Annotated in this window: 24 protein-coding genes; 1 reads left to right on the forward strand and 23 read right to left on the reverse strand. The window is 64.3% G+C overall.

Annotated features, from left to right (window positions below):
- Positions 1 to 211: 211 nt before the first annotated feature.
- Positions 212 to 979 carry a response regulator transcription factor gene (locus AC1DXI_RS07795; protein WP_476938127.1) on the reverse strand — a complete coding sequence of 256 codons (768 nt, stop codon included), beginning with the start codon at positions 977 to 979 and terminating at the stop codon, positions 212 to 214.
- 235 nt (positions 980 to 1,214) lie between these two features.
- On the opposite strand from AC1DXI_RS07795, the gene AC1DXI_RS07800 reads away from it, so the two are divergent.
- Complete coding sequence (locus AC1DXI_RS07800; protein WP_476938128.1) at positions 1,215 to 2,864, forward strand: sensor histidine kinase; 1,650 nt, start codon at positions 1,215 to 1,217, stop codon at positions 2,862 to 2,864.
- Positions 2,865 to 2,871: 7 nt separating this feature from the next.
- On the opposite strand, the gene AC1DXI_RS07805 is transcribed toward AC1DXI_RS07800, so the two are convergent.
- The 22 genes from AC1DXI_RS07805 to rpmC all read right to left on the reverse strand — a co-directional run bounded on the left by AC1DXI_RS07805 (position 2,872) and on the right by rpmC (position 16,732).
- Complete coding sequence (locus AC1DXI_RS07805) at positions 2,872 to 3,762, reverse strand: tRNA pseudouridine synthase A (RefSeq protein WP_476938129.1); 891 nt, start codon at positions 3,760 to 3,762, stop codon at positions 2,872 to 2,874.
- Positions 3,763 to 3,793: 31 nt separating this feature from the next.
- Entirely contained in the window at positions 3,794 to 4,381 is a 588-nt protein-coding gene (rplQ, locus tag AC1DXI_RS07810; protein WP_476938130.1) for a 50S ribosomal protein L17, read from the reverse strand.
- A 77-nt stretch (positions 4,382 to 4,458) separates the two neighbouring features.
- Positions 4,459 to 5,469 carry a DNA-directed RNA polymerase subunit alpha gene (locus AC1DXI_RS07815; RefSeq protein WP_018773683.1) on the reverse strand — a complete coding sequence of 337 codons (1,011 nt, stop codon included), beginning with the start codon at positions 5,467 to 5,469 and terminating at the stop codon, positions 4,459 to 4,461.
- 132 nt (positions 5,470 to 5,601) lie between these two features.
- Positions 5,602 to 6,003, reverse strand: coding sequence for a 30S ribosomal protein S11 (gene rpsK, locus AC1DXI_RS07820; protein WP_018773682.1), 402 nt, complete (start codon positions 6,001 to 6,003; stop codon positions 5,602 to 5,604).
- Positions 6,004 to 6,054: 51 nt separating this feature from the next.
- Positions 6,055 to 6,429: a 30S ribosomal protein S13 gene (gene rpsM, locus AC1DXI_RS07825; RefSeq protein WP_003803743.1), complete on the reverse strand. Its 375-nt coding sequence runs from the start codon at positions 6,427 to 6,429 to the stop codon at positions 6,055 to 6,057.
- Between the two features lie 174 nt (positions 6,430 to 6,603).
- Positions 6,604 to 6,717, reverse strand: a complete 114-nt coding sequence (rpmJ, locus tag AC1DXI_RS07830) for a 50S ribosomal protein L36 (protein WP_009358722.1) — start codon at positions 6,715 to 6,717, stop codon at positions 6,604 to 6,606.
- A 69-nt stretch (positions 6,718 to 6,786) separates the two neighbouring features.
- Positions 6,787 to 7,008 carry a translation initiation factor IF-1 gene (gene infA, locus AC1DXI_RS07835; protein ID WP_009358723.1) on the reverse strand — a complete coding sequence of 74 codons (222 nt, stop codon included), beginning with the start codon at positions 7,006 to 7,008 and terminating at the stop codon, positions 6,787 to 6,789.
- Between the two features lie 188 nt (positions 7,009 to 7,196).
- Positions 7,197 to 8,240 (reverse strand): P1 family peptidase, encoded by a 1,044-nt coding sequence (locus tag AC1DXI_RS07840; RefSeq protein WP_476938131.1) that lies wholly within the window; start codon positions 8,238 to 8,240, stop codon positions 7,197 to 7,199.
- Between the two features lie 119 nt (positions 8,241 to 8,359).
- The gene (gene map, locus AC1DXI_RS07845; RefSeq protein WP_018773680.1) at positions 8,360 to 9,187 is read right to left on the reverse strand and encodes a type I methionyl aminopeptidase; all 828 of its coding nucleotides are present in this window, start codon (positions 9,185 to 9,187) and stop codon (positions 8,360 to 8,362) included.
- A gap of 229 nt (positions 9,188 to 9,416) precedes the next feature.
- Entirely contained in the window at positions 9,417 to 9,986 is a 570-nt protein-coding gene (locus tag AC1DXI_RS07850; RefSeq protein WP_018773679.1) for an adenylate kinase, read from the reverse strand.
- 5 nt (positions 9,987 to 9,991) lie between these two features.
- Positions 9,992 to 11,302: a preprotein translocase subunit SecY gene (gene secY, locus AC1DXI_RS07855; RefSeq protein WP_476938132.1), complete on the reverse strand. Its 1,311-nt coding sequence runs from the start codon at positions 11,300 to 11,302 to the stop codon at positions 9,992 to 9,994.
- Positions 11,303 to 11,489: 187 nt separating this feature from the next.
- A complete protein-coding gene (rplO, locus tag AC1DXI_RS07860; protein ID WP_018773677.1) occupies positions 11,490 to 11,981 on the reverse strand; it encodes a 50S ribosomal protein L15 in 492 nt (163 codons plus the stop codon).
- Positions 11,982 to 12,188 carry a 50S ribosomal protein L30 gene (rpmD, locus tag AC1DXI_RS07865; protein ID WP_018773676.1) on the reverse strand — a complete coding sequence of 69 codons (207 nt, stop codon included), beginning with the start codon at positions 12,186 to 12,188 and terminating at the stop codon, positions 11,982 to 11,984.
- Between the two features lie 3 nt (positions 12,189 to 12,191).
- Positions 12,192 to 12,872: a 30S ribosomal protein S5 gene (rpsE, locus tag AC1DXI_RS07870; protein WP_173403037.1), complete on the reverse strand. Its 681-nt coding sequence runs from the start codon at positions 12,870 to 12,872 to the stop codon at positions 12,192 to 12,194.
- 26 nt (positions 12,873 to 12,898) lie between these two features.
- Positions 12,899 to 13,282: a 50S ribosomal protein L18 gene (rplR, locus tag AC1DXI_RS07875; protein WP_018773674.1), complete on the reverse strand. Its 384-nt coding sequence runs from the start codon at positions 13,280 to 13,282 to the stop codon at positions 12,899 to 12,901.
- Positions 13,283 to 13,284: 2 nt separating this feature from the next.
- Positions 13,285 to 13,821 carry a 50S ribosomal protein L6 gene (rplF, locus tag AC1DXI_RS07880; RefSeq protein WP_011692797.1) on the reverse strand — a complete coding sequence of 179 codons (537 nt, stop codon included), beginning with the start codon at positions 13,819 to 13,821 and terminating at the stop codon, positions 13,285 to 13,287.
- Positions 13,822 to 13,839: 18 nt separating this feature from the next.
- Positions 13,840 to 14,238, reverse strand: a complete 399-nt coding sequence (gene rpsH / locus AC1DXI_RS07885; RefSeq protein ID WP_018773673.1) for a 30S ribosomal protein S8 — start codon at positions 14,236 to 14,238, stop codon at positions 13,840 to 13,842.
- A gap of 96 nt (positions 14,239 to 14,334) precedes the next feature.
- The gene (gene rplE, locus AC1DXI_RS07890; RefSeq protein ID WP_018773672.1) at positions 14,335 to 14,916 is read right to left on the reverse strand and encodes a 50S ribosomal protein L5; all 582 of its coding nucleotides are present in this window, start codon (positions 14,914 to 14,916) and stop codon (positions 14,335 to 14,337) included.
- On the reverse strand, positions 14,916 to 15,275 hold the full coding sequence (gene rplX / locus AC1DXI_RS07895; RefSeq protein WP_018773671.1) for a 50S ribosomal protein L24: 360 nt from the start codon (positions 15,273 to 15,275) through the stop codon (positions 14,916 to 14,918). Before rplX ends, rplE begins: the two co-directional genes overlap by 1 nt.
- A 3-nt stretch (positions 15,276 to 15,278) precedes the next feature.
- Positions 15,279 to 15,647 carry a 50S ribosomal protein L14 gene (rplN, locus tag AC1DXI_RS07900; protein ID WP_003803789.1) on the reverse strand — a complete coding sequence of 123 codons (369 nt, stop codon included), beginning with the start codon at positions 15,645 to 15,647 and terminating at the stop codon, positions 15,279 to 15,281.
- Positions 15,648 to 16,097: 450 nt separating this feature from the next.
- Entirely contained in the window at positions 16,098 to 16,406 is a 309-nt protein-coding gene (gene rpsQ, locus AC1DXI_RS07905; RefSeq protein WP_018773670.1) for a 30S ribosomal protein S17, read from the reverse strand.
- A complete protein-coding gene (rpmC, locus tag AC1DXI_RS07910; protein WP_018773669.1) occupies positions 16,403 to 16,732 on the reverse strand; it encodes a 50S ribosomal protein L29 in 330 nt (109 codons plus the stop codon). Before rpmC ends, rpsQ begins: the two co-directional genes overlap by 4 nt.
- Between the last annotated feature and the right edge of the window lies 1 nt (position 16,733).

Consider the following 16,733-nt stretch of genomic DNA (forward strand, 5'->3'; position numbering starts at 1 on the left):
GCATAAGTCAGCGTGGGCGCCCCCGGAACCACACCGGCCCAGCCACCAAACCGCCGCCTCCACAAACACCTCAGAACGCCCGCCAGACACACGGGGCGAACCGTCATGCCCGGGGCATGCACTTGACACGACCTATAGCCAGCTAGGGCCGGCGGGACCGCTGCCCCCTAAAGGTGGCCCGGGCGCCGGGCACCGGATGCCCCGCCGTGGGCTACCGGGCCGGCGACAGCCGGTAGCCCACGCCGCGGACGGTCTGGAGCCAGCGCGGCTGCACCGGGTCCTCGCCGAGTTTCCTCCGGAGGTTGCCGATATGCACCTCGACAGCGCGTTCGTCGGATTCGCTGATGTAGGCATCCGCCCGGTAATAATCGCCCCGGACCACGCGCACCAGCTCGGTCTTGGACCGCACGGCGCCGGCGCCCTTCAGGAGCGCCTGGAGGAGGTCGAACTCGCTGCGGGTCAGGCTGACCGCCACGCCGTCGACACTCACCGACCGGGTCTCGGGGTTCAGGTCCAAGCCGTTGTGGTGCAACACCGGACTCGGGGACGCTGCCGGGGCGGCAGCGGCCCCGGGATCCGTCCCGGATATTTCCGCGGCGCGGAGGTCCTGCCGGGGCCGGCGCATCATGGCGCCCACACGGGCGCGCAACTCCCGGGGCCGGAAAGGCTTCGCCAGGAAGTCATCAGCACCGGTATGAAACGCCGTCAGCGTATCCAGTTCGTCGGTCCGCGCCGTCAGCATGACCACGTACGCGTCGCTGAACTGCCGGATCCGGCGCAGCACCTCGAACCCGTCGATATCGGGAAGCCCGACATCCAGGGTGACCACGCTTGCCTCCCGTGCCCTGACGACGTCGACCCCTTCACGCCCGCCGGCCGCCGAATGGACTTCGAACCCTGCCTGGCTCAATACGGCTTCGACAAGGTTCCGAACATCTTCGTCGTCTTCTACTACGACGGCGACTCCCAAGTCGGTCATGGCCCCCCTCATGTGTCACGCTACGCTGCCGTTCGCGGATGCGGCGGCAGCAATGATCCCGCCGGCCCCCACCGGCAATGTCAGAATACCCACCCTAGGGGGCAAATTCGCGGCGGCCCGGTAACAGAAATGGCAAAACTTCGATTTATGTCAAATTTGCGTGACACAAGGTGTAAAACTGGAGCAACGGGAAGGGGGCACGGCGTCTTTGCTTAGACAGCGGCTGATCCGCGGTGTGGATCGATACGGCAAGGCTTTGCGGCCGCGCGGGCGGGTCCTCGTGTGCCAGTTGCCGCTGGCCGTGATGCTGGTCGGAATCGTCCTTGCTGCCCCGGCCGCCTGGCCCGGCCTTCCGGACAGCATCCTGTGCCGGTACGCCTTTGGCCTGCAGGCCGCGCTCCTTGCGGCCTGCGTACTGGTCCCCTGGCAGCGTTTTGGGCCGTTGGCGCCGCTCGTCATCCCCGTCCTGGACCTGGTCGCGATTGGGCTGCTCCGGGACGGCACCACCGCCGGGCTGCCGGATCCCGGTGTGCTCTCCGTCCTGCCCGTGGTGTGGATTTCGGCGTCCAGGCTCTCCGCCCCCGCGAGCCTTTCACTGAGCTTCTCGGTGCCCCTGCTGGCCGCCCTGCCCTGGCTCCTGGCGGACCGGTCGGCGCCGCTTGCAGCCCGCACGGCCGAAGCCTTGCTGGTGCCCCTGATGATGTTCGCGGTCTCCCTGGCCATGCGTTTCGCGCGGGCGCGCCTGCGGCACGAGCAGTGGCGCATCAAGTCCAAGGAAGCCGAGCTGGAGGTCCTGCTCGCGGACAGCAGGGAGCGCGAACGGCTCCTGAACACCATTCTTGACACCGTCGACGTCGGGATCGTGGCAGTGGACGCCAACGGCCGCCGGCTGCTGACGAACACGTGGCAGGCCGAACTGGAGGAATCCGCGGCCGCGGCGCCCCGGCTGACGGCCGAACCGGGGGGGCAAGTACGGCCGGAGGAAGAGGGCCAGCTCCTGCTGACCGGGCAGGACCGAAGCACCCCGCTGCCGCTGGAGCGCCGTCCCATCCGCCGGGCGCTGGCCGGCGAGTCCTTTGCCGACTACCTTGTCTGCTTCGGTGAGACGGAGGCCAGCCGCGTGGTCTCGACGGGAGCCCGGCCCCTGAAGGACGACGCCGGCGACTTCCGCGGCGCCGTGGTGGTCTTCAACGAGGTCACCGGTCTGGTGGACGCCCTGGCTGCGAAGGACGAGGTCGTTTCCACCGTCTCCCACGAATTCCGCACGCCGCTGACGTCCATCATCGGCAACCTGGACCTGGTGCTCGCCGACACCGAGGGCCTGGACAGCCCGGTGGTCCGCCGCGTCGAAGTGGCGCAGCGCAACGCGGAGCGGCTGCTGGCCCTGGTCTCGGACCTTCTCATGTCCGCCAGCGCCGCCGTCCACCTCCATCCCCGCCGGACCGACCTGGCCGGGCTCGTGGAGGCGAGCCTGGGCTCGGCCCAGGCCCACGCCCAGGCGTCCCGTGTCTGCCTCGCCATGGACGTCCGGGGGCCGCTCTGGGCCCACGTGGACCCGCTCCGGATCAGCCAGGCCCTGGACAACCTCGTTTCCAACGCGATCAAGTACTCACCGGACGGCGGATCGGTGCGGGTCTCCGCCAGCGCCGGCGACGGCCTGGTCCGCCTGCATGTCGCGGACACCGGGATGGGCATGACCGCCGCCGACGCCGGGCGGGTCTTCACCCGTTTCTTCCGCAGCCCGGCCGTCCGGGACGGATCGATTCCGGGCGCCGGCCTGGGGCTGTCCATTACCAAGGCCATCGTGGAGGGGCACGGCGGCTCCATCTCGTGCCGCACCAGTCCGGGAAACGGCAGCACCTTCACCCTCGAGCTGCCCGCGTAGTCGCAGTTTAGGCCCGCAGGGCCCGGGTCAGTTCGGCGCGGGCCAGCATGCCGCCGTCAGTCGGGTAGGCCACTTCCTCGAGCACCAGCGGGTGCGGGGCTGCCAGCACGGAGCGGGCGTCGCGCTGCCGGGCGAGGAGCCGCTCGTAAAGCCATTCCGGGGCCTCTTCGCCCTCCCCCACGTACAGCGCCGAGCCCACCAGGGACCGGACCATGTTGTGGCAGAACGCGTCGGCCTGGACGGTGGCGACAATGACCCCGTCGGTGCCGCGCGCGAATTCGAAGCGCTGCAGCTCCCGGATGGTCGTGGCGCCCTCGCGGGGCTTGCAGTATGAGCGGAAATCCTGCAGGCCCAGCAGCGGTGCGGCGCCCTCGTTGAGCAGCCCGACATCCAGCGGAGCCTTGTGCCACAGGGTCGAGGCGCGTCCCAGCGGGTCCCACAGCGCGGGGCCGTCCGCGATCCGGTAGGAATAGCGGCGCCAGAGGGCGGAGAACCGGGCATCGAAGCCCTCGGGCGCCACGCTCACCCGGTGCACCTCGATGGCCCCGCTGAGGTCGCCCAGCCCCCGGCTCAGGGCGCCGCGGATGCGGCGGAGCAGGGCGACGGCGGGGTCCAGTTCGGCGCCCCGGTTCAGGCCCAGCCACTCCGCCTCGCTGAGGTCCACGTGGACCACCTGGCCGCGGGCGTGCACCCCGGCGTCGGTACGCCCGGCGACCGTGACCCGGACGGGGCGGCGGATCAGCAGCGCGAGGGCCTCCTCCAGGACGCCCTGGACGGTGCGCAGGCCCGGCTGCACGGCCCACCCGCTGAACGGGCCGCCGTCGTACGCCACATCAAGCCTGATACGCAAAAACCCGCCGCCCCCCATGACGGGGGCAGCGGGTTTGAGCTCGTTCATAGACTTAAGTCTATAAGAAAGATTTAGCGAATTACTTCGCGTCCTTCTTGGACTCAGCGGCTGCTTCCTCAGCGGCCGGAGCCTCTTCGGCAGCGGCTTCGGTCTCAGCGACCTCAGCCTCTTCGGTCTCAGCAGCCTCTTCGGTCTCGGCAACCGGAGCTGCTTCGGCCTTCTCGGCGTCCTTCTTGTCTGCGTCCTTCTTGTCAGCGTCGCGCTGGGCAGCAGAGGTAGCCTCGGCTACAACGGCCTGCTTCGCGGAAACCGGCTCGAGAACCAGTTCGATGACAGCCATGGGAGCGTTGTCGCCCTTGCGGTTGCCGATCTTGGTGATGCGGGTGTAGCCGCCATCGCGGTTCTCCACTGCCTGTGCAATGTCGGTGAACAGCTCGTGGACGACGCCCTTGTTGCTGATCAGGCCGAGTACACGACGGCGGGATGCGAGGTCGCCACGCTTGGCGAAAGTCACCAGGCGCTCGGCGTACGGCTTCAGGCGCTTGGCCTTGGTCACCGTGGTGGTGATCCGCTTGTGCTCGAAAAGTGCGGCGGACAGGTTCGCGAGCATAAGACGCTCGTGAGCCGCTCCGCCTCCGAGGCGCGGACCCTTAGCGGGGGTAGGCATTATAGTTTCTCCTCATATGGAAGCCGTTGGGCTGCGCACGCCAGGGTGCGTCCAGCCAGCCGGCCAAGATCTGTTGGTTAGAGCTCGTCGTCGCTGAACGCGGCGTCGTCCTCTTCGATGGCTGCGGCACGCGCTGCGAGATCGAAACCGGGAGGGGAGTCCTTGAGGGACAGGCCCAGTTCGACCAGCTTGGCCTTGACCTCATCGATGGACTTCGCGCCGAAGTTGCGGATGTCCATGAGGTCAGCCTCGGAGCGGGCAACGAGTTCACCCACGGTGTGGATGCCCTCACGCTTGAGGCAGTTGTAGGAACGGACCGTCAGGTCCAGATCCTCGATCGGCAGTGCCATGTCGGCTGCCAGGGCAGCGTCCGTCGGCGACGGACCGATCTCGATACCTTCAGCTGCGGTGTTCAGCTCGCGGGCCAGACCGAACAGTTCCACCAGGGTGGTACCTGCCGAAGCAACGGCGTCGCGCGGGGCGATTGCCTGCTTGGTCTCGACGTCGACAATGAGCTTGTCGAAGTCAGTGCGCTGCTCAACACGGGTAGCTTCCACGCGGAAAGTAACCTTCAGGACCGGCGAGTAGATCGAGTCGACCGGGATGCGGCCGATCTCGGAGTCGCCGGACTTGTTCTGAGCTGCCGAAACGTAGCCGCGACCGCGCTCGATGGTCAGTTCGAGTTCGAACTTGCCCTTCGAGTTCAGCGTGGCAATGTGCAGATCCGGGTTGTGGAATTCGACGCCGGCCGGCGGAGCGATGTCCGCGGCGGTGACGACTCCCGGGCCCTGCTTGCGCAGGTAAGCAACAACCGGCTCGTCGTGCTCGGAGGAAACCGACAGGTTCTTGATGTTCAGGATGATCTCGGTGACATCTTCCTTGACACCCGGAACCGTGGTGAACTCGTGCAGCACGCCATCGATCCGGATGCTCGTTACAGAGGCACCGGGGATGGAGGAGAGCAGGGTACGGCGGAGGGAGTTTCCGAGGGTGTAACCAAAGCCCGGCTCCAGCGGTTCGATGATGAACCGTGAGCGGTTTTCGGAGACGACCTCTTCGGAGAGGGTGGGGCGCTGTGCAATGAGCACTTAGGTTTCCTTTCGGCGAGCATCCGCTATATGACGCAACACAGGTGGTGGAAAGATCGGTCTGAAGACTTAACGCGGCCGGGCCTGCCCGGACCGGTGAGGGTCCGGGCAAGCTCCTGGCGCTGGAAAGCCTTAGACGCGGCGGCGCTTCGGCGGACGGCAGCCGTTGTGGGCGCTGGGGGTGACGTCCTGGATGGAGCCAACCTCGAGGCCAGCGGCCTGCAGCGAGCGGATGGCGGTTTCGCGTCCGGAACCCGGTCCCTTGACGAACACGTCAACCTTGCGCATGCCGTGCTCCTGTGCACGCTTTGCGGCGGCTTCGGCGGCCATCTGGGCAGCGAACGGGGTGGACTTACGCGAGCCCTTGAAGCCAACCTCACCGGACGAAGCCCAGGAGATGACAGCACCGTTCGGGTCCGTGATGGACACGATGGTGTTGTTAAAGGTGCTCTTGATGTGCGCCTGGCCAAGCGCGATATTCTTCTTGTCCTTCTTACGCGGCTTGCGAACCGCGCCACGAGTCTTCGGGGGCATTTTTTCTCCTACAGAAAGTTATCGGGGGAAGCCGAGTTAATCCCTCAGGGATTAACGGGCCTTCTTCTTGCCGGCGACGGTACGCTTCGGACCCTTGCGGGTACGGGCGTTGGTCTTCGTACGCTGACCGCGTACGGGCAGGCCCTTGCGGTGACGCAGGCCTTCGTAGCTGCCGATTTCAACCTTGCGGCGGATATCAGCGGCCACTTCGCGGCGAAGGTCACCCTCAACCTTGTAGTTGCCTTCAATGTAGTCACGCAGCTCAACCAGCTGTGCGTCCGTCAGGTCCTTGACCCGAACGTCAGCGCTGATGCCGGTAGCAGCCAGGGTTTCGTGTGCACGGGTCTTGCCCACGCCGTAGATGTAAGTAAGCGCAATTTCCAGCCGCTTTTCGCGGGGAATGTCTACGCCAGCGAGACGAGCCATATTGGCAGTACTCCTTGTATAAACCGGAGGTCGTAGGCAGTACACCCGCACTTACAGTGCGGCCCCAGCCTCCGACCGGGGGTTAGCTGTCCGGGCTCAATACGTCCCAGTTCAGCTTGTGCTGCCTTTATTTACTTGCGTGGGTTAGCAACCCAGGGTTTCCCGTGAAGGAAATTAGCCCTGGCGCTGCTTGTGGCGCGGGTTCTCGCAGATCACCATGACCCGGCCATTACGGCGGATCACTTTGCACTTTTCGCAGATCTGCTTGACGCTCGGCTTGACCTTCATGGCGTTCCTTTGCGTGTTGCAGTTGGTCAGCTGGACCGGCCCTCGGCTGTCGCCCTGGCCGCCCAGTGTTTACTTGTAGCGGTAGACGATACGACCACGTGTCAGGTCGTAAGGGCTCAGCTCCACCACTACGCGGTCCTCGGGGAGGATCCTGATGTAGTGCTGGCGCATCTTTCCAGAGATGTGTGCCAGAACGATGTGCTTGTTGGTGAGCTCAACGCGAAACATCGCGTTGGGCAGCGCCTCGGTCACAACGCCCTCGATCTCAATGACCCCGTCCTTCTTGGCCATACCCTCCGCTAACTGTTGTTGCCGCAGCCTCCCGGTTTGCACCGGTCATGACCGCGGACGTTTTTGATTGATTGGTTGGTGCCACCCGACCCCAAAAGGGCACAACGGGGCAGACAACCAACAGACAACACTACGCCATCACGGCCCGATTGTTAAATCCAAAGTTAAATCCGCCCATCGTAGCGCACTCAGCGTCCGTACGCACCTAGCGTCCCGGCCGCCGTCGTTACTGCTTCCGCCCGCGAGATCCCGTCGAGGATGGCCAGCCGGACGACGTCGGCGGCCGCGCTCTGCAGGGTAATGAGGCTGATCTGCCGGGCCGTCGGGGTGCTGCGGTCAAGCGCGACGGCGCCCGTCGCCAGGGCGAACACGGTGTCGCCGTCGGCGAGGGTGTGGGTTGGATTCAGAGCCCGGGCCAGTCCGGCGTGCGCCGCGGAGGCAGTGCGTTTGCAGTCCGCCTTGTCCAGGACAGCGTCCGTGGCGACGACGACGAGTGTCGTGTTGGGGGGCGGGGGCTCCTTTGCATCCGGATCCGTGCCGCCGTTGCCGGCTTCCGCCTCACCTTCCGAGCCAGCGGCCGAAACCCTCGGCGTGCTCGCTCGTTCCTCGCTTAGACGCACGCTGCCGGGTTCCGTCCACTGGCTCGATGTGCCAAATGGAAGTCCCAGCGCGTTGACTACCGCCAGGGCCGCTACAACGACCCCATTGTCTAAAGTGAGGGAGGCTGTGCCCACTCCCCCTTTGTACTGTCCCCGGCCGATTGCTGCTCCTGTGCCGGCGCCGACGTTGCCGCGCTCGACGTCGTGCCCTTCCGGCTGCCCGGCGGCGGCGGCCGTCGCCGCGTAGCCCATCGCCTCGCCGGGGCGGGCGGAGAAATCGCCGCCGCGGCCCAGGTCGAAGATCGCGGCCGCCGGCACTATCGGCACAAGCCCGCCGGGGACCGGGAAGCCGCGGCCGTTCTCCTCGCACCAGCGCTGGGCGCCGTGCGCCGCGGCGAGGCCAAAGGCGCTCCCCCCGGTCAGGACCACGGCGTCCACGGTTTGGGACAGCGTGGTGGGATCCAGCGCGTCAGTCTCGTGCGTCGCGGGCCCGCCGCCCCGGACGTCGACCGAGCCCACTGTGCCAGGCGGCGGGAGGACCACCGTGACCCCACTCAGCCAGCCGTCGCCTGACTTCTGGACATGGCCTACCCGGATCCCGGCGACGTCGGTGATGGCTCCCGTTGCTCCCATGGCTCCATTGTGCGCCCCGGCTGAGCTGCGACACGCAAAATCCCTGGCGCCGCCGGTATTCCGTCGCCAGGGATTTTGCGCGTCGCCAGAAAACTTGCGTGTCGCCGCGTGCTTCGGGCTTAGGGGATCGGGACGGGCACGACGCCGAGCGGCGCCAGTTTCGCCGCTCCCCCGTCCGGTGCCGAGAGGACCCAGATCCCCTTCTCGTGCACGGCGACCGAGTGCTCCCACTGGCAGGAGCGCTTGCCGTCCGTGGTGACAACGGTCCAGTCGTCGTCGAGGATTGCGGTGTCGATGCTGCCGCGGACCAGCATGGGCTCGATTGCGAGGCACAGCCCCGGGCGGATCTTCGGCCCGCGATGGCCGGTGCGGTAGTTCAGCACGTCCGGCGCCATGTGCATCTCGGAGCCGATTCCGTGGCCCACATAGTCCTCCAGGATGCCCAGCGGTTTGCCCGGCACGGAGGAGACGTAGTCGTCCACCGCGTTGCCGATATCGCCCACGAATTTTCCGGTGGCCAGGGCTGCGATGCCACGCCACATGGCTTCCTCGGTAACCTCGGAGAGGCGAACGTCCTCGGGATCGGCGGTGCCGACAACCACGGTCCGCGCCGAATCGGAGTGCCAGCCGTCCACGATCGCGCCGCCATCGATCGAGATGATGTCGCCGTCCTGGAGCACCCGGCCGCCGGGGATGCCGTGCACCACCTCTTCGTTCACCGAGGTGCAGATCGTGGCCGGGAACCCGTGGTAGCCGAGGAAGTTGGACTTGGCGCCGGCGTCCTGGAGCACGGCGGCGAAGACCTCGTCCAGCCGGGCCGTGGTGACGCCGGGGGCCGCGGCGGCCACTGCCGCATCCAGTGCCCGGCTCAGGACCAGCCCGGCCTCGTGCATCGTGCGCATCTGGGCGTTGGTCTTGTATTCAATGCGTGCCTGGCCGAATGCCATCGCTACCTCAGTGTTTTCTCTCGCGGTCCGGGCGCGCTAGAACCCGGGCCTCCACCATGGGTCATCAACCCAAGTCTTCAAGCTCTATTCTCCCGCACCGGCTCAGCGGTTCGGAACCGGCCGCTGCGGGGCCGCCCACGCCGAAGGGCGCGTCCCGTACACGGTGGTACGGAACGCGCCCTTCGGGAGTGCGTCAGTCGCACTGCAAGCGTGGATCAGTGGGTGTGGATCAGGCGGCCTGGGCCGACTTGATCGCTTCCATGACGCGCTCGGTGACTTCGTCGATGCCGCCGATGCCGTCCACCTGGGTCAGGATGCCGCGCTCGGCATACTTGGCCACCACGGGTTCGGTCTGCTCGTGGTACAGGTCCAGCCGGTGACGGATAACGCCTTCGTTGTCGTCGCTGCGGCCAGTTTCCTTGGCACGGCCCAGGAGGCGGGTGACCAGCTCCTCGTCGTCAGCGGTGAGCTGGAGCACGACGTCGAGCTTCTGGTCGGCGCCGGCGAGGATGTCTTCGAGGTAGTCCACCTGCGCGGTCGTGCGCGGGTACCCGTCGAGCAGGAAGCCTGCCTCCACGTCGTCCTCGCTGAGGCGGTCGCGCACCATTTTGTTGGTGACGCTGTCCGGGACGAAGTCGCCGGCGTCCATGTACTTCTTGGCTTCGACGCCGAGCGGAGTCTCACCCTTGACGTTGGCGCGGAAGATGTCTCCGGTGGAGATCGCAACGACGCCGAGGCGTTCGGAAATGCGTTCCGCCTGCGTTCCCTTGCCGGACCCGGGAGGTCCGATAATCAACATTCTCGTCATCGCAAAAGCCCTTCGTAGTGACGTTGCTGTAGTTGCGCATCAATCTGCTTCACGGTCTCCAGACCGACGCCCACCATGATCAGGATCGAGGTGCCGCCGAACGGGAAGTTCTGGTTCGCGTTGATCAGGACCAGTGCAACCAGCGGGATCAGTGCCACGAAGCCAAGGTAGAAGGCGCCGGGCAGGGTGATCCGGGATAGGACGTACTGAAGATAGTCCGCGGTCGGTTTGCCGGCGCGGATGCCCGGAATGAAGCCACCGTACTTCTTCATGTTGTCCGAGACCTCTTCAGGGTTGAAAGTAATCGCAACATAGAAGTAGGTGAAAAACACAATCATGGCGAAATACAGTGCCATATAGATCGGGTGGTCGCCCTTGGTCAGGTTGTTGTTGATCCACTCAACCCAGGGCTGCACCGGCTCGCCGGCCTTGGGCTGGTTGAACTGTGAGATCAGCCCCGGCAGGTACAGCATGGACGAGGCGAAGATGACGGGCACGACGCCGGCCATGTTCACCTTGATGGGGATGTAGGTGCTCGTTCCGCCGACCGTGCGGCGGCCGATCATCCGCTTGGCGTACTGCACCGGGATCCGGCGCTGGGACTGCTCCACGAAGACCACGAGGGCCACGGTGAGCAGGCCGATGATCAGGACCAGGAAGAAGGTGCCGGGGCCCTGGGCCTTCCAGATCGCACCGAGCGAGCCGGGGAAGCCCGCGGCGATGGACGTGAAGATGAGCAGGGACATGCCGTTGCCGACGCCCTTCTCCGTCACGAGCTCGCCCATCCACATGATCAGGCCGGTGCCGGCCGTGAGCGTGATGATAATCAGGACCGTCGTGACAATGCTGTCGTCCGGGATGATGGGCAGCTGGCAGTTAGGCAACAGCTGGCCGGAGCGTGCCAGCGACACCAGTGTCGTGGCATTGAGCAGGCCGAGTGCGATCGTGAGGTAACGGGTGTACTGGGTCAGCTTGGACTGGCCCGAGGCGCCCTCTTCGTAGAGCTGCTGGAAGCGGGGAATGACCACCCGGAGCAGCTGGACGATGATACTGGCGGTGATGTACGGCATGATGCCGAGGGCAAAGATGGACACCTGCAGCAATGCACCGCCGCTGAACAGGTTGACGAGCTGGTAGATCCCGCCCGAGGTCTGACCGTTCTGCAAGCATTGCTGGACATTCTGGTAGCTCACACCAGGCGAGGGGATGAAGGCACCCAAGCGGAAGATTGTGATGATTCCCAGCGTGAACAACAACTTGCGTCGCAGATCAGGCGTGCGAAAGGCCCGGCCAAATGCGCTAAGCAAGCGTCCTCCTGAGTAATAAGTAAAGTCGTGTGAGACAGGTCAAATAAACCCAACAACCGAGTCTAACGGGTGGATGCGCCCGGCGAACAATCGGCGGGGCCTGGAAAATGAAAAAAACTCCCGGCACCGGGGGCGTGAGCCCCTGGTACCGGGAGTTTCAACAACGGGCAATTGCCCCGCCGCCTCGTTAGAGGGCGGTGGTGCTTCCGCCTGCTGCAGCAATCTTGTCAGCAGCGCTGGCCGAGAATGCGTGGACGGTGACGTCAACCTTGACGGTGATGTCGCCGGTGCCCAGCACCTTGACGGGCTGGTTCTTGCGAACGGCACCCTTTTCGACCAGGTTCTCCACGGTGACAGCGCCACCTTCCGGGAACAGCTCGTTGAGCTTGTCCAGGTTTACAACCTGGTACTCAACCCGGAACGGGTTCTTGAAGCCGCGCAGCTTCGGCAGGCGCATGTGCAGCGGCAGCTGGCCGCCGGCAAAGCCAGCCTTGATCTGGTAGCGGGCCTTCGTACCCTTGGTACCGCGGCCAGCGGTCTTACCCTTGGAACCTTCACCACGACCAACACGGGTCTTGGCGGTCTTGGCACCCGGGGCGGGACGCAGGTGGTGAACCTTCAGTGCGTTCTGCTTCTCAGCGGCGCCCTGTGCCTTTTCGGCGGTGTTCTTCTCTGCCATTTACTTCGCCTCCTCTACCTTTACCAGGTGCGGAACCGTGTTGAGCATCCCGACGGTCACGGCGTCGGCGGTGCGGACAACGGTGTGTCCGATCCGCTTCAGGCCGAGGGACCGCAGGGTGTCGCGCTGGTTCTGCTTGCCGCCAATGGCGGACTTGATCTGAGTGATCTCCAACTTTGCGTCGGAGACAAGCACGTTCTTAGCCATGACTCAGACACCTGCCTTCTGGTTCAGGAGCGCCTTGACCATTGCCGGCGGAGCGATCTCGTCGAGCGGGAGGCCGCGGCGTGCTGCCACTGCTGCCGGCTCTTCGAGGCGCTTCAGCGCGTCAACGGTCGCGTGAACGATGTTGATGGCGTTGGAAGAACCGAGCGACTTGGAGAGGATGTCGTGGATGCCCACGCACTCCAGTACTGCACGGACCGGGCCACCGGCGATAACACCGGTACCGGCGGAAGCCGGGCGCAGCATGACGACGCCTGCGGCGGCCTCACCCTGAACGCGGTGCGGGATGGTGCTGCCGATGCGGGGAACGCGGAAGAAGGACTTCTTGGCCTCTTCAACGCCCTTCGCGATAGCGGCAGGAACTTCCTTTGCCTTGCCGTAGCCAACGCCGACCATGCCGTTGCCGTCACCGACGACGACGAGGGCGGTGAAGCTGAAGCGACGACCACCCTTGACGACCTTGGAAACGCGGTTGATGGTTACGACGCGCTCTACGAACTGGCTCTTCTCGGCCTCGCGGCCGCCGTCACGGCCACCACGGCCGCCACGGTCGCCACGGCCCTGGCCGCGGTCGCCACGCTCGCCACGACGAGCGCCACCACGGCGGTCGTCAGTGGTAGCAGGCGCAGCGGTCTCAGTTGCCGGAGCAGCTACAGCTTCAGTCACCTGAATGTCCTTTTCGTTATTTTCGGTCACAGTGCCAGCCCACCTTCACGTGCGCCGTCAGCGACGGCGGCGATCCGGCCGTGGTACTTGTTACCACCGCGGTCGAAGACAACTGCTTCGATACCGGCAGCCTTGGCACGCTCGGCGACCAGTTCGCCAACGCGCTTGGCCTTGGCGGTCTTGTCACCGTCGAATGCACGAAGGTCGGCTTCCAGTGTGGAGGCGCTTGCCACGGTCAGGCCCTTGGTGTCATCGACAACCTGGACGAATACGTGACGTGCGGAACGGTTGACGACCAGACGCGGGCGTACAGCCGTACCGGAGATGCGCTTGCGGATACGAAGCTGGCGGCGGCTGCGCTGGGCAGACTTGCTCTTGTTCGTACGCTTCTTGTTAATTGCGATCGCCATGGTTACTTACCAGCCTTTCCGACCTTGCGGCGGATGACTTCGCCTGCGTAACGGATGCCCTTGCCCTTGTAGGGGTCCGGCTTCCGCAGCTTGCGAATGTTGGCAGCAACCTCGCCGACCTGCTGCTTGGAGATACCTGAAACAGAGAGCTTGGTCGGGGTCTCAACTGCAAAGGTGATGCCGTTCGGTGCCGAGACGTTAACCGGGTGGCTGTAGCCCAGAGCGAACTCAAGGTCAGAACCCTTGGCCTGGACGCGGTAACCGGTACCGACAATCTCAAGCTTCTTCTCGTAGCCTGCGGTGACACCCTGGATCATGTTGGCGATCAGGGTGCGGGTCAGGCCGTGCAGCGAACGTGAGGCGCGCTCGTCGTTCGGGCGGGCGACAGTCAGGGTGCCATCTTCCAGGGAAACCTCGATCGGGCTGGCCACAGTGTGGCTCAGCTCGCCTTTGGAACCCTTGACGCTGACGACAGAGCCGTCAACCTTGACCTCAACGCCGGCAGGAACGGTGATGGGGAGACGTCCAATACGTGACATTATTCTCTTCCTTTCCCGTTACCAGACGTAAGCGAGGACTTCGCCGCCCACGCCCTTCTTGCCGGCCTGCTTGTCAGTCAAGAGGCCGGAAGAGGTGGACAGGATTGCGACACCCAGGCCACCGAGCACGTGCGGCAGGTTGGTGGACTTTGCGTAAACGCGCAGTCCCGGCTTGGAAATACGACGAACGCCAGCGATTGAACGCTCGCGGTTCGGACCGAACTTGAGCTCGAGGGTCAGCTTCTTGCCAACCTCAGCGTCTTCTTCTTTCCAGGAGGCGATGTAACCTTCAGCCTTCAGGATGTCGGCAACGCGTGCCTTGAGCTTGCTGTACGGCATGGTCACGGAGTCGTGGTATGCCGAGTTAGCGTTGCGCAGACGCGTAAGCATGTCTGCGACGGGATCTGTCATTGTCATGTGGGCTCTTGCCCTTCCTCATAACGGTTTCCGCCGTGCCGATTGTCCCGAACAGAATTCGGAAAAGAGCGCGGGCGGACCTTTTACGTAGCTAGATTAGTCTTCGGTCTTGAACGGGAAGCCAAGCGCCTTCAGCAGCGCGCGGCCTTCGTCGTCGGTCTTGGCAGTGGTCACGACGGTGATGTCCATACCGCGAACGCGGTCAATGGAATCCTGGTCGATCTCGTGGAACATAACCTGCTCGGTCAGACCGAAGGTGTAGTTGCCGTTGCCATCGAACTGCTTGCCGCTGAGGCCACGGAAGTCGCGGATACGCGGCAGGGCCAGCGTGACCAGACGGTCCAGGAATTCCCACATGCGGTCCCCACGCAGAGTTGCGTGTGCACCGATCGGCATGCCTTCGCGCAGCTTGAACTGTGCGATCGACTTGCGGGCCTTGGTTACCTGCGGCTTCTGGCCGGTGATCAGGGTCAGATCGCGGACAGCGCCGTCGATCAGCTTGGAGTCCTTAGCGGCATCTCCAACACCCATGTTCACAACGACCTTCACCAGGCGGGGAACCTGGTTGACGTTCTGGTACTTGAATTCCTCAGTCAGCGTGTTCTTGATGGAATCGGCGTACTTGGTCTTCAGACGAGGAACGATCTTGCTTGCCGGAGTCTCGAGAGTCTCAGTCATTAGATGTCCTTCCCTGAGCTCTTGGCCACGCGGACGCGCACTTCACGCTTCACGCCATCGCGCTCAACGGTCTCGGTGCGGAAACCGACGCGGGTGGGCTTCTTGGTGGACGGGTCAACCAGAGCCACGTTGGAGATGTGGATCGAAGCCTCGACGACCTCGATGCCACCGGTCTTGGTGCCGCGCTGCGACTGACCGACCTTGGTGTGCTTGGTTACGCGGTTGATGCCTTCAACCAACACTCGGTTGGTCTCCGGGTAGACGCGCAGAACCTTGCCCTGCTTACCCTTGTCGCCGCCGCGCTCAGCCTTGGCGCCAGTGATGACCTGAACGAGGTCACCCTTTTTGATCTTAGCCATGGACTAGAGCACCTCCGGAGCCAGAGAAACGATCTTCATGAACTTCTTGTCGCGAAGTTCACGACCAACCGGTCCGAAGATACGGGTACCGCGGGGGTCACCGTCGTTCTTCAGGATGACGGCTGCGTTCTCGTCAAACTTGATGTAGGAACCATCCGCACGGCGGCGTTCCTTCTTGGTACGGACGATGACAGCCTTGACGACGTCGCCCTTCTTTACGTTGCCGCCCGGAATTGCGTCCTTGACGGTAGCGACGATTACGTCGCCAATGCCTGCGTAGCGACGGCCAGATCCACCGAGAACGCGAATGGTAAGGATTTCCTTAGCACCCGTGTTGTCGGCGACCTTGAGTCGCGACTCCTGCTGAATCACTATTTACTCCTTGCGTCGCGCTGGTTCTCAGACCGAAAATCTTCCTACGGAATGAGCCTTGCGGAACGGTTGATCGGGGTGTCTCTTGACCTGCCTGGATTTTGCCAGACCAGGCCTAAACGCCCGTGCCAAAAACATTTGCTTCCCAGGCGGTTCCCGACGAGTCGGGGCGCAAGGGGGCACTATGCCGTGGCACGATTGTTTACGAGGTTGATGACGGCGCGCAAAAGGCGCCATACAAACTCAAAATCTTAGCACGTTTTGGGCGTATCCCCATATCACAGCCATGGCGCCTGCACACCCCCGGCCCGCGCAGCTGCCGACGCCCGGCAAACGGCTGCGGCCGGGCGCAGGCGGCAGGCTGCGGCTGCTGCCGGCAACGCGGAAGCCCCCGCTCCCCCAAAGGGGAACGAGGGCTTCTGCTCTATCACCAGGCACCAGGTGCAGGTGTTACTTGGCCTTCTCGAGGATCTCGACCAGACGCCACCGCTTGGTAGCGGAGAGCGGGCGGGTCTCGGCGAGGAGCACGAGGTCGCCGATGCCGGCGCTGTTCTCTTCGTCGTGAGCCTTGATCTTGGCGTTGCGGCGGATGACCTTGCCGTAGAGGGCGTGCTTCACGCGGTCTTCGACCTGGACAGTGATGGTCTTTTCCATCTTGTCCGAGACGACGTAGCCGCGCTTCGTCTTACGGTAACCGCGCTCGTCAGCCTTGGCTGCGTCGGAAACAGTTTCCGTCACGTTCTCGTCCTTTTCACTCACTTGGCATCCTCCTCGGATTCAACCGTTTCAGCCTTTTCGGCCTTCTTGGTTGCAGCCTTCTTGGACTTCTTCTCTTCCTTGGCTTCCACAACCGGCGCGGCAACCTCGGCACGAATGCCGAGCTCGCGCTCACGGAGAACGGTGTAGATGCGGGCGATGTCCTTCTTTACCGCGCGCAGACGACCGTGGTTCTCCAGCTGACCGGTGGCGGACTGGAAACGCAGGTTGAACAGCTCTTCCTTGGCCTTGCGGAGTTCTTCAACGAGACGCTCGTTGTCGAAACCGTCCAGCTGTGCGGATGCAAGTTCCTTGGATCCTACTGCCATT

Source organism: Arthrobacter sp. P1_H7 (genome assembly GCF_056405215.1).

Coding starts and splice junctions, on each gene's coding strand:
- AC1DXI_RS07795 (WP_476938127.1), bottom strand. CDS start 979: ATGACCGACTTGGGAGTCGCCGTCGTAGTAGAAGACGACGAAGATGTT.
- AC1DXI_RS07805 (WP_476938129.1), bottom strand. CDS start 3,762: ATGAACGAGCTCAAACCCGCTGCCCCCGTCATGGGGGGCGGCGGGTTT.
- rplQ (WP_476938130.1), bottom strand. CDS start 4,381: ATGCCTACCCCCGCTAAGGGTCCGCGCCTCGGAGGCGGAGCGGCTCAC.
- rpsK (WP_018773682.1), bottom strand. CDS start 6,003: ATGCCCCCGAAGACTCGTGGCGCGGTTCGCAAGCCGCGTAAGAAGGAC.
- rpsM (WP_003803743.1), bottom strand. CDS start 6,429: ATGGCTCGTCTCGCTGGCGTAGACATTCCCCGCGAAAAGCGGCTGGAA.
- rpmJ (WP_009358722.1), bottom strand. CDS start 6,717: ATGAAGGTCAAGCCGAGCGTCAAGCAGATCTGCGAAAAGTGCAAAGTG.
- infA (WP_009358723.1), bottom strand. CDS start 7,008: ATGGCCAAGAAGGACGGGGTCATTGAGATCGAGGGCGTTGTGACCGAG.
- AC1DXI_RS07840 (WP_476938131.1), bottom strand. CDS start 8,240: ATGGGAGCAACGGGAGCCATCACCGACGTCGCCGGGATCCGGGTAGGC.
- map (WP_018773680.1), bottom strand. CDS start 9,187: ATGGCATTCGGCCAGGCACGCATTGAATACAAGACCAACGCCCAGATG.
- AC1DXI_RS07850 (WP_018773679.1), bottom strand. CDS start 9,986: ATGTTGATTATCGGACCTCCCGGGTCCGGCAAGGGAACGCAGGCGGAA.
- rplO (WP_018773677.1), bottom strand. CDS start 11,981: ATGGCAGAGAAGAACACCGCCGAAAAGGCACAGGGCGCCGCTGAGAAG.
- rpmD (WP_018773676.1), bottom strand. CDS start 12,188: ATGGCTAAGAACGTGCTTGTCTCCGACGCAAAGTTGGAGATCACTCAG.
- rplR (WP_018773674.1), bottom strand. CDS start 13,282: ATGGCGATCGCAATTAACAAGAAGCGTACGAACAAGAGCAAGTCTGCC.
- rplF (WP_011692797.1), bottom strand. CDS start 13,821: ATGTCACGTATTGGACGTCTCCCCATCACCGTTCCTGCCGGCGTTGAG.
- rpsH (WP_018773673.1), bottom strand. CDS start 14,238: ATGACAATGACAGATCCCGTCGCAGACATGCTTACGCGTCTGCGCAAC.
- rplE (WP_018773672.1), bottom strand. CDS start 14,916: ATGACTGAGACTCTCGAGACTCCGGCAAGCAAGATCGTTCCTCGTCTG.
- rplX (WP_018773671.1), bottom strand. CDS start 15,275: ATGGCTAAGATCAAAAAGGGTGACCTCGTTCAGGTCATCACTGGCGCC.
- rpmC (WP_018773669.1), bottom strand. CDS start 16,732: ATGGCAGTAGGATCCAAGGAACTTGCATCCGCACAGCTGGACGGTTTC.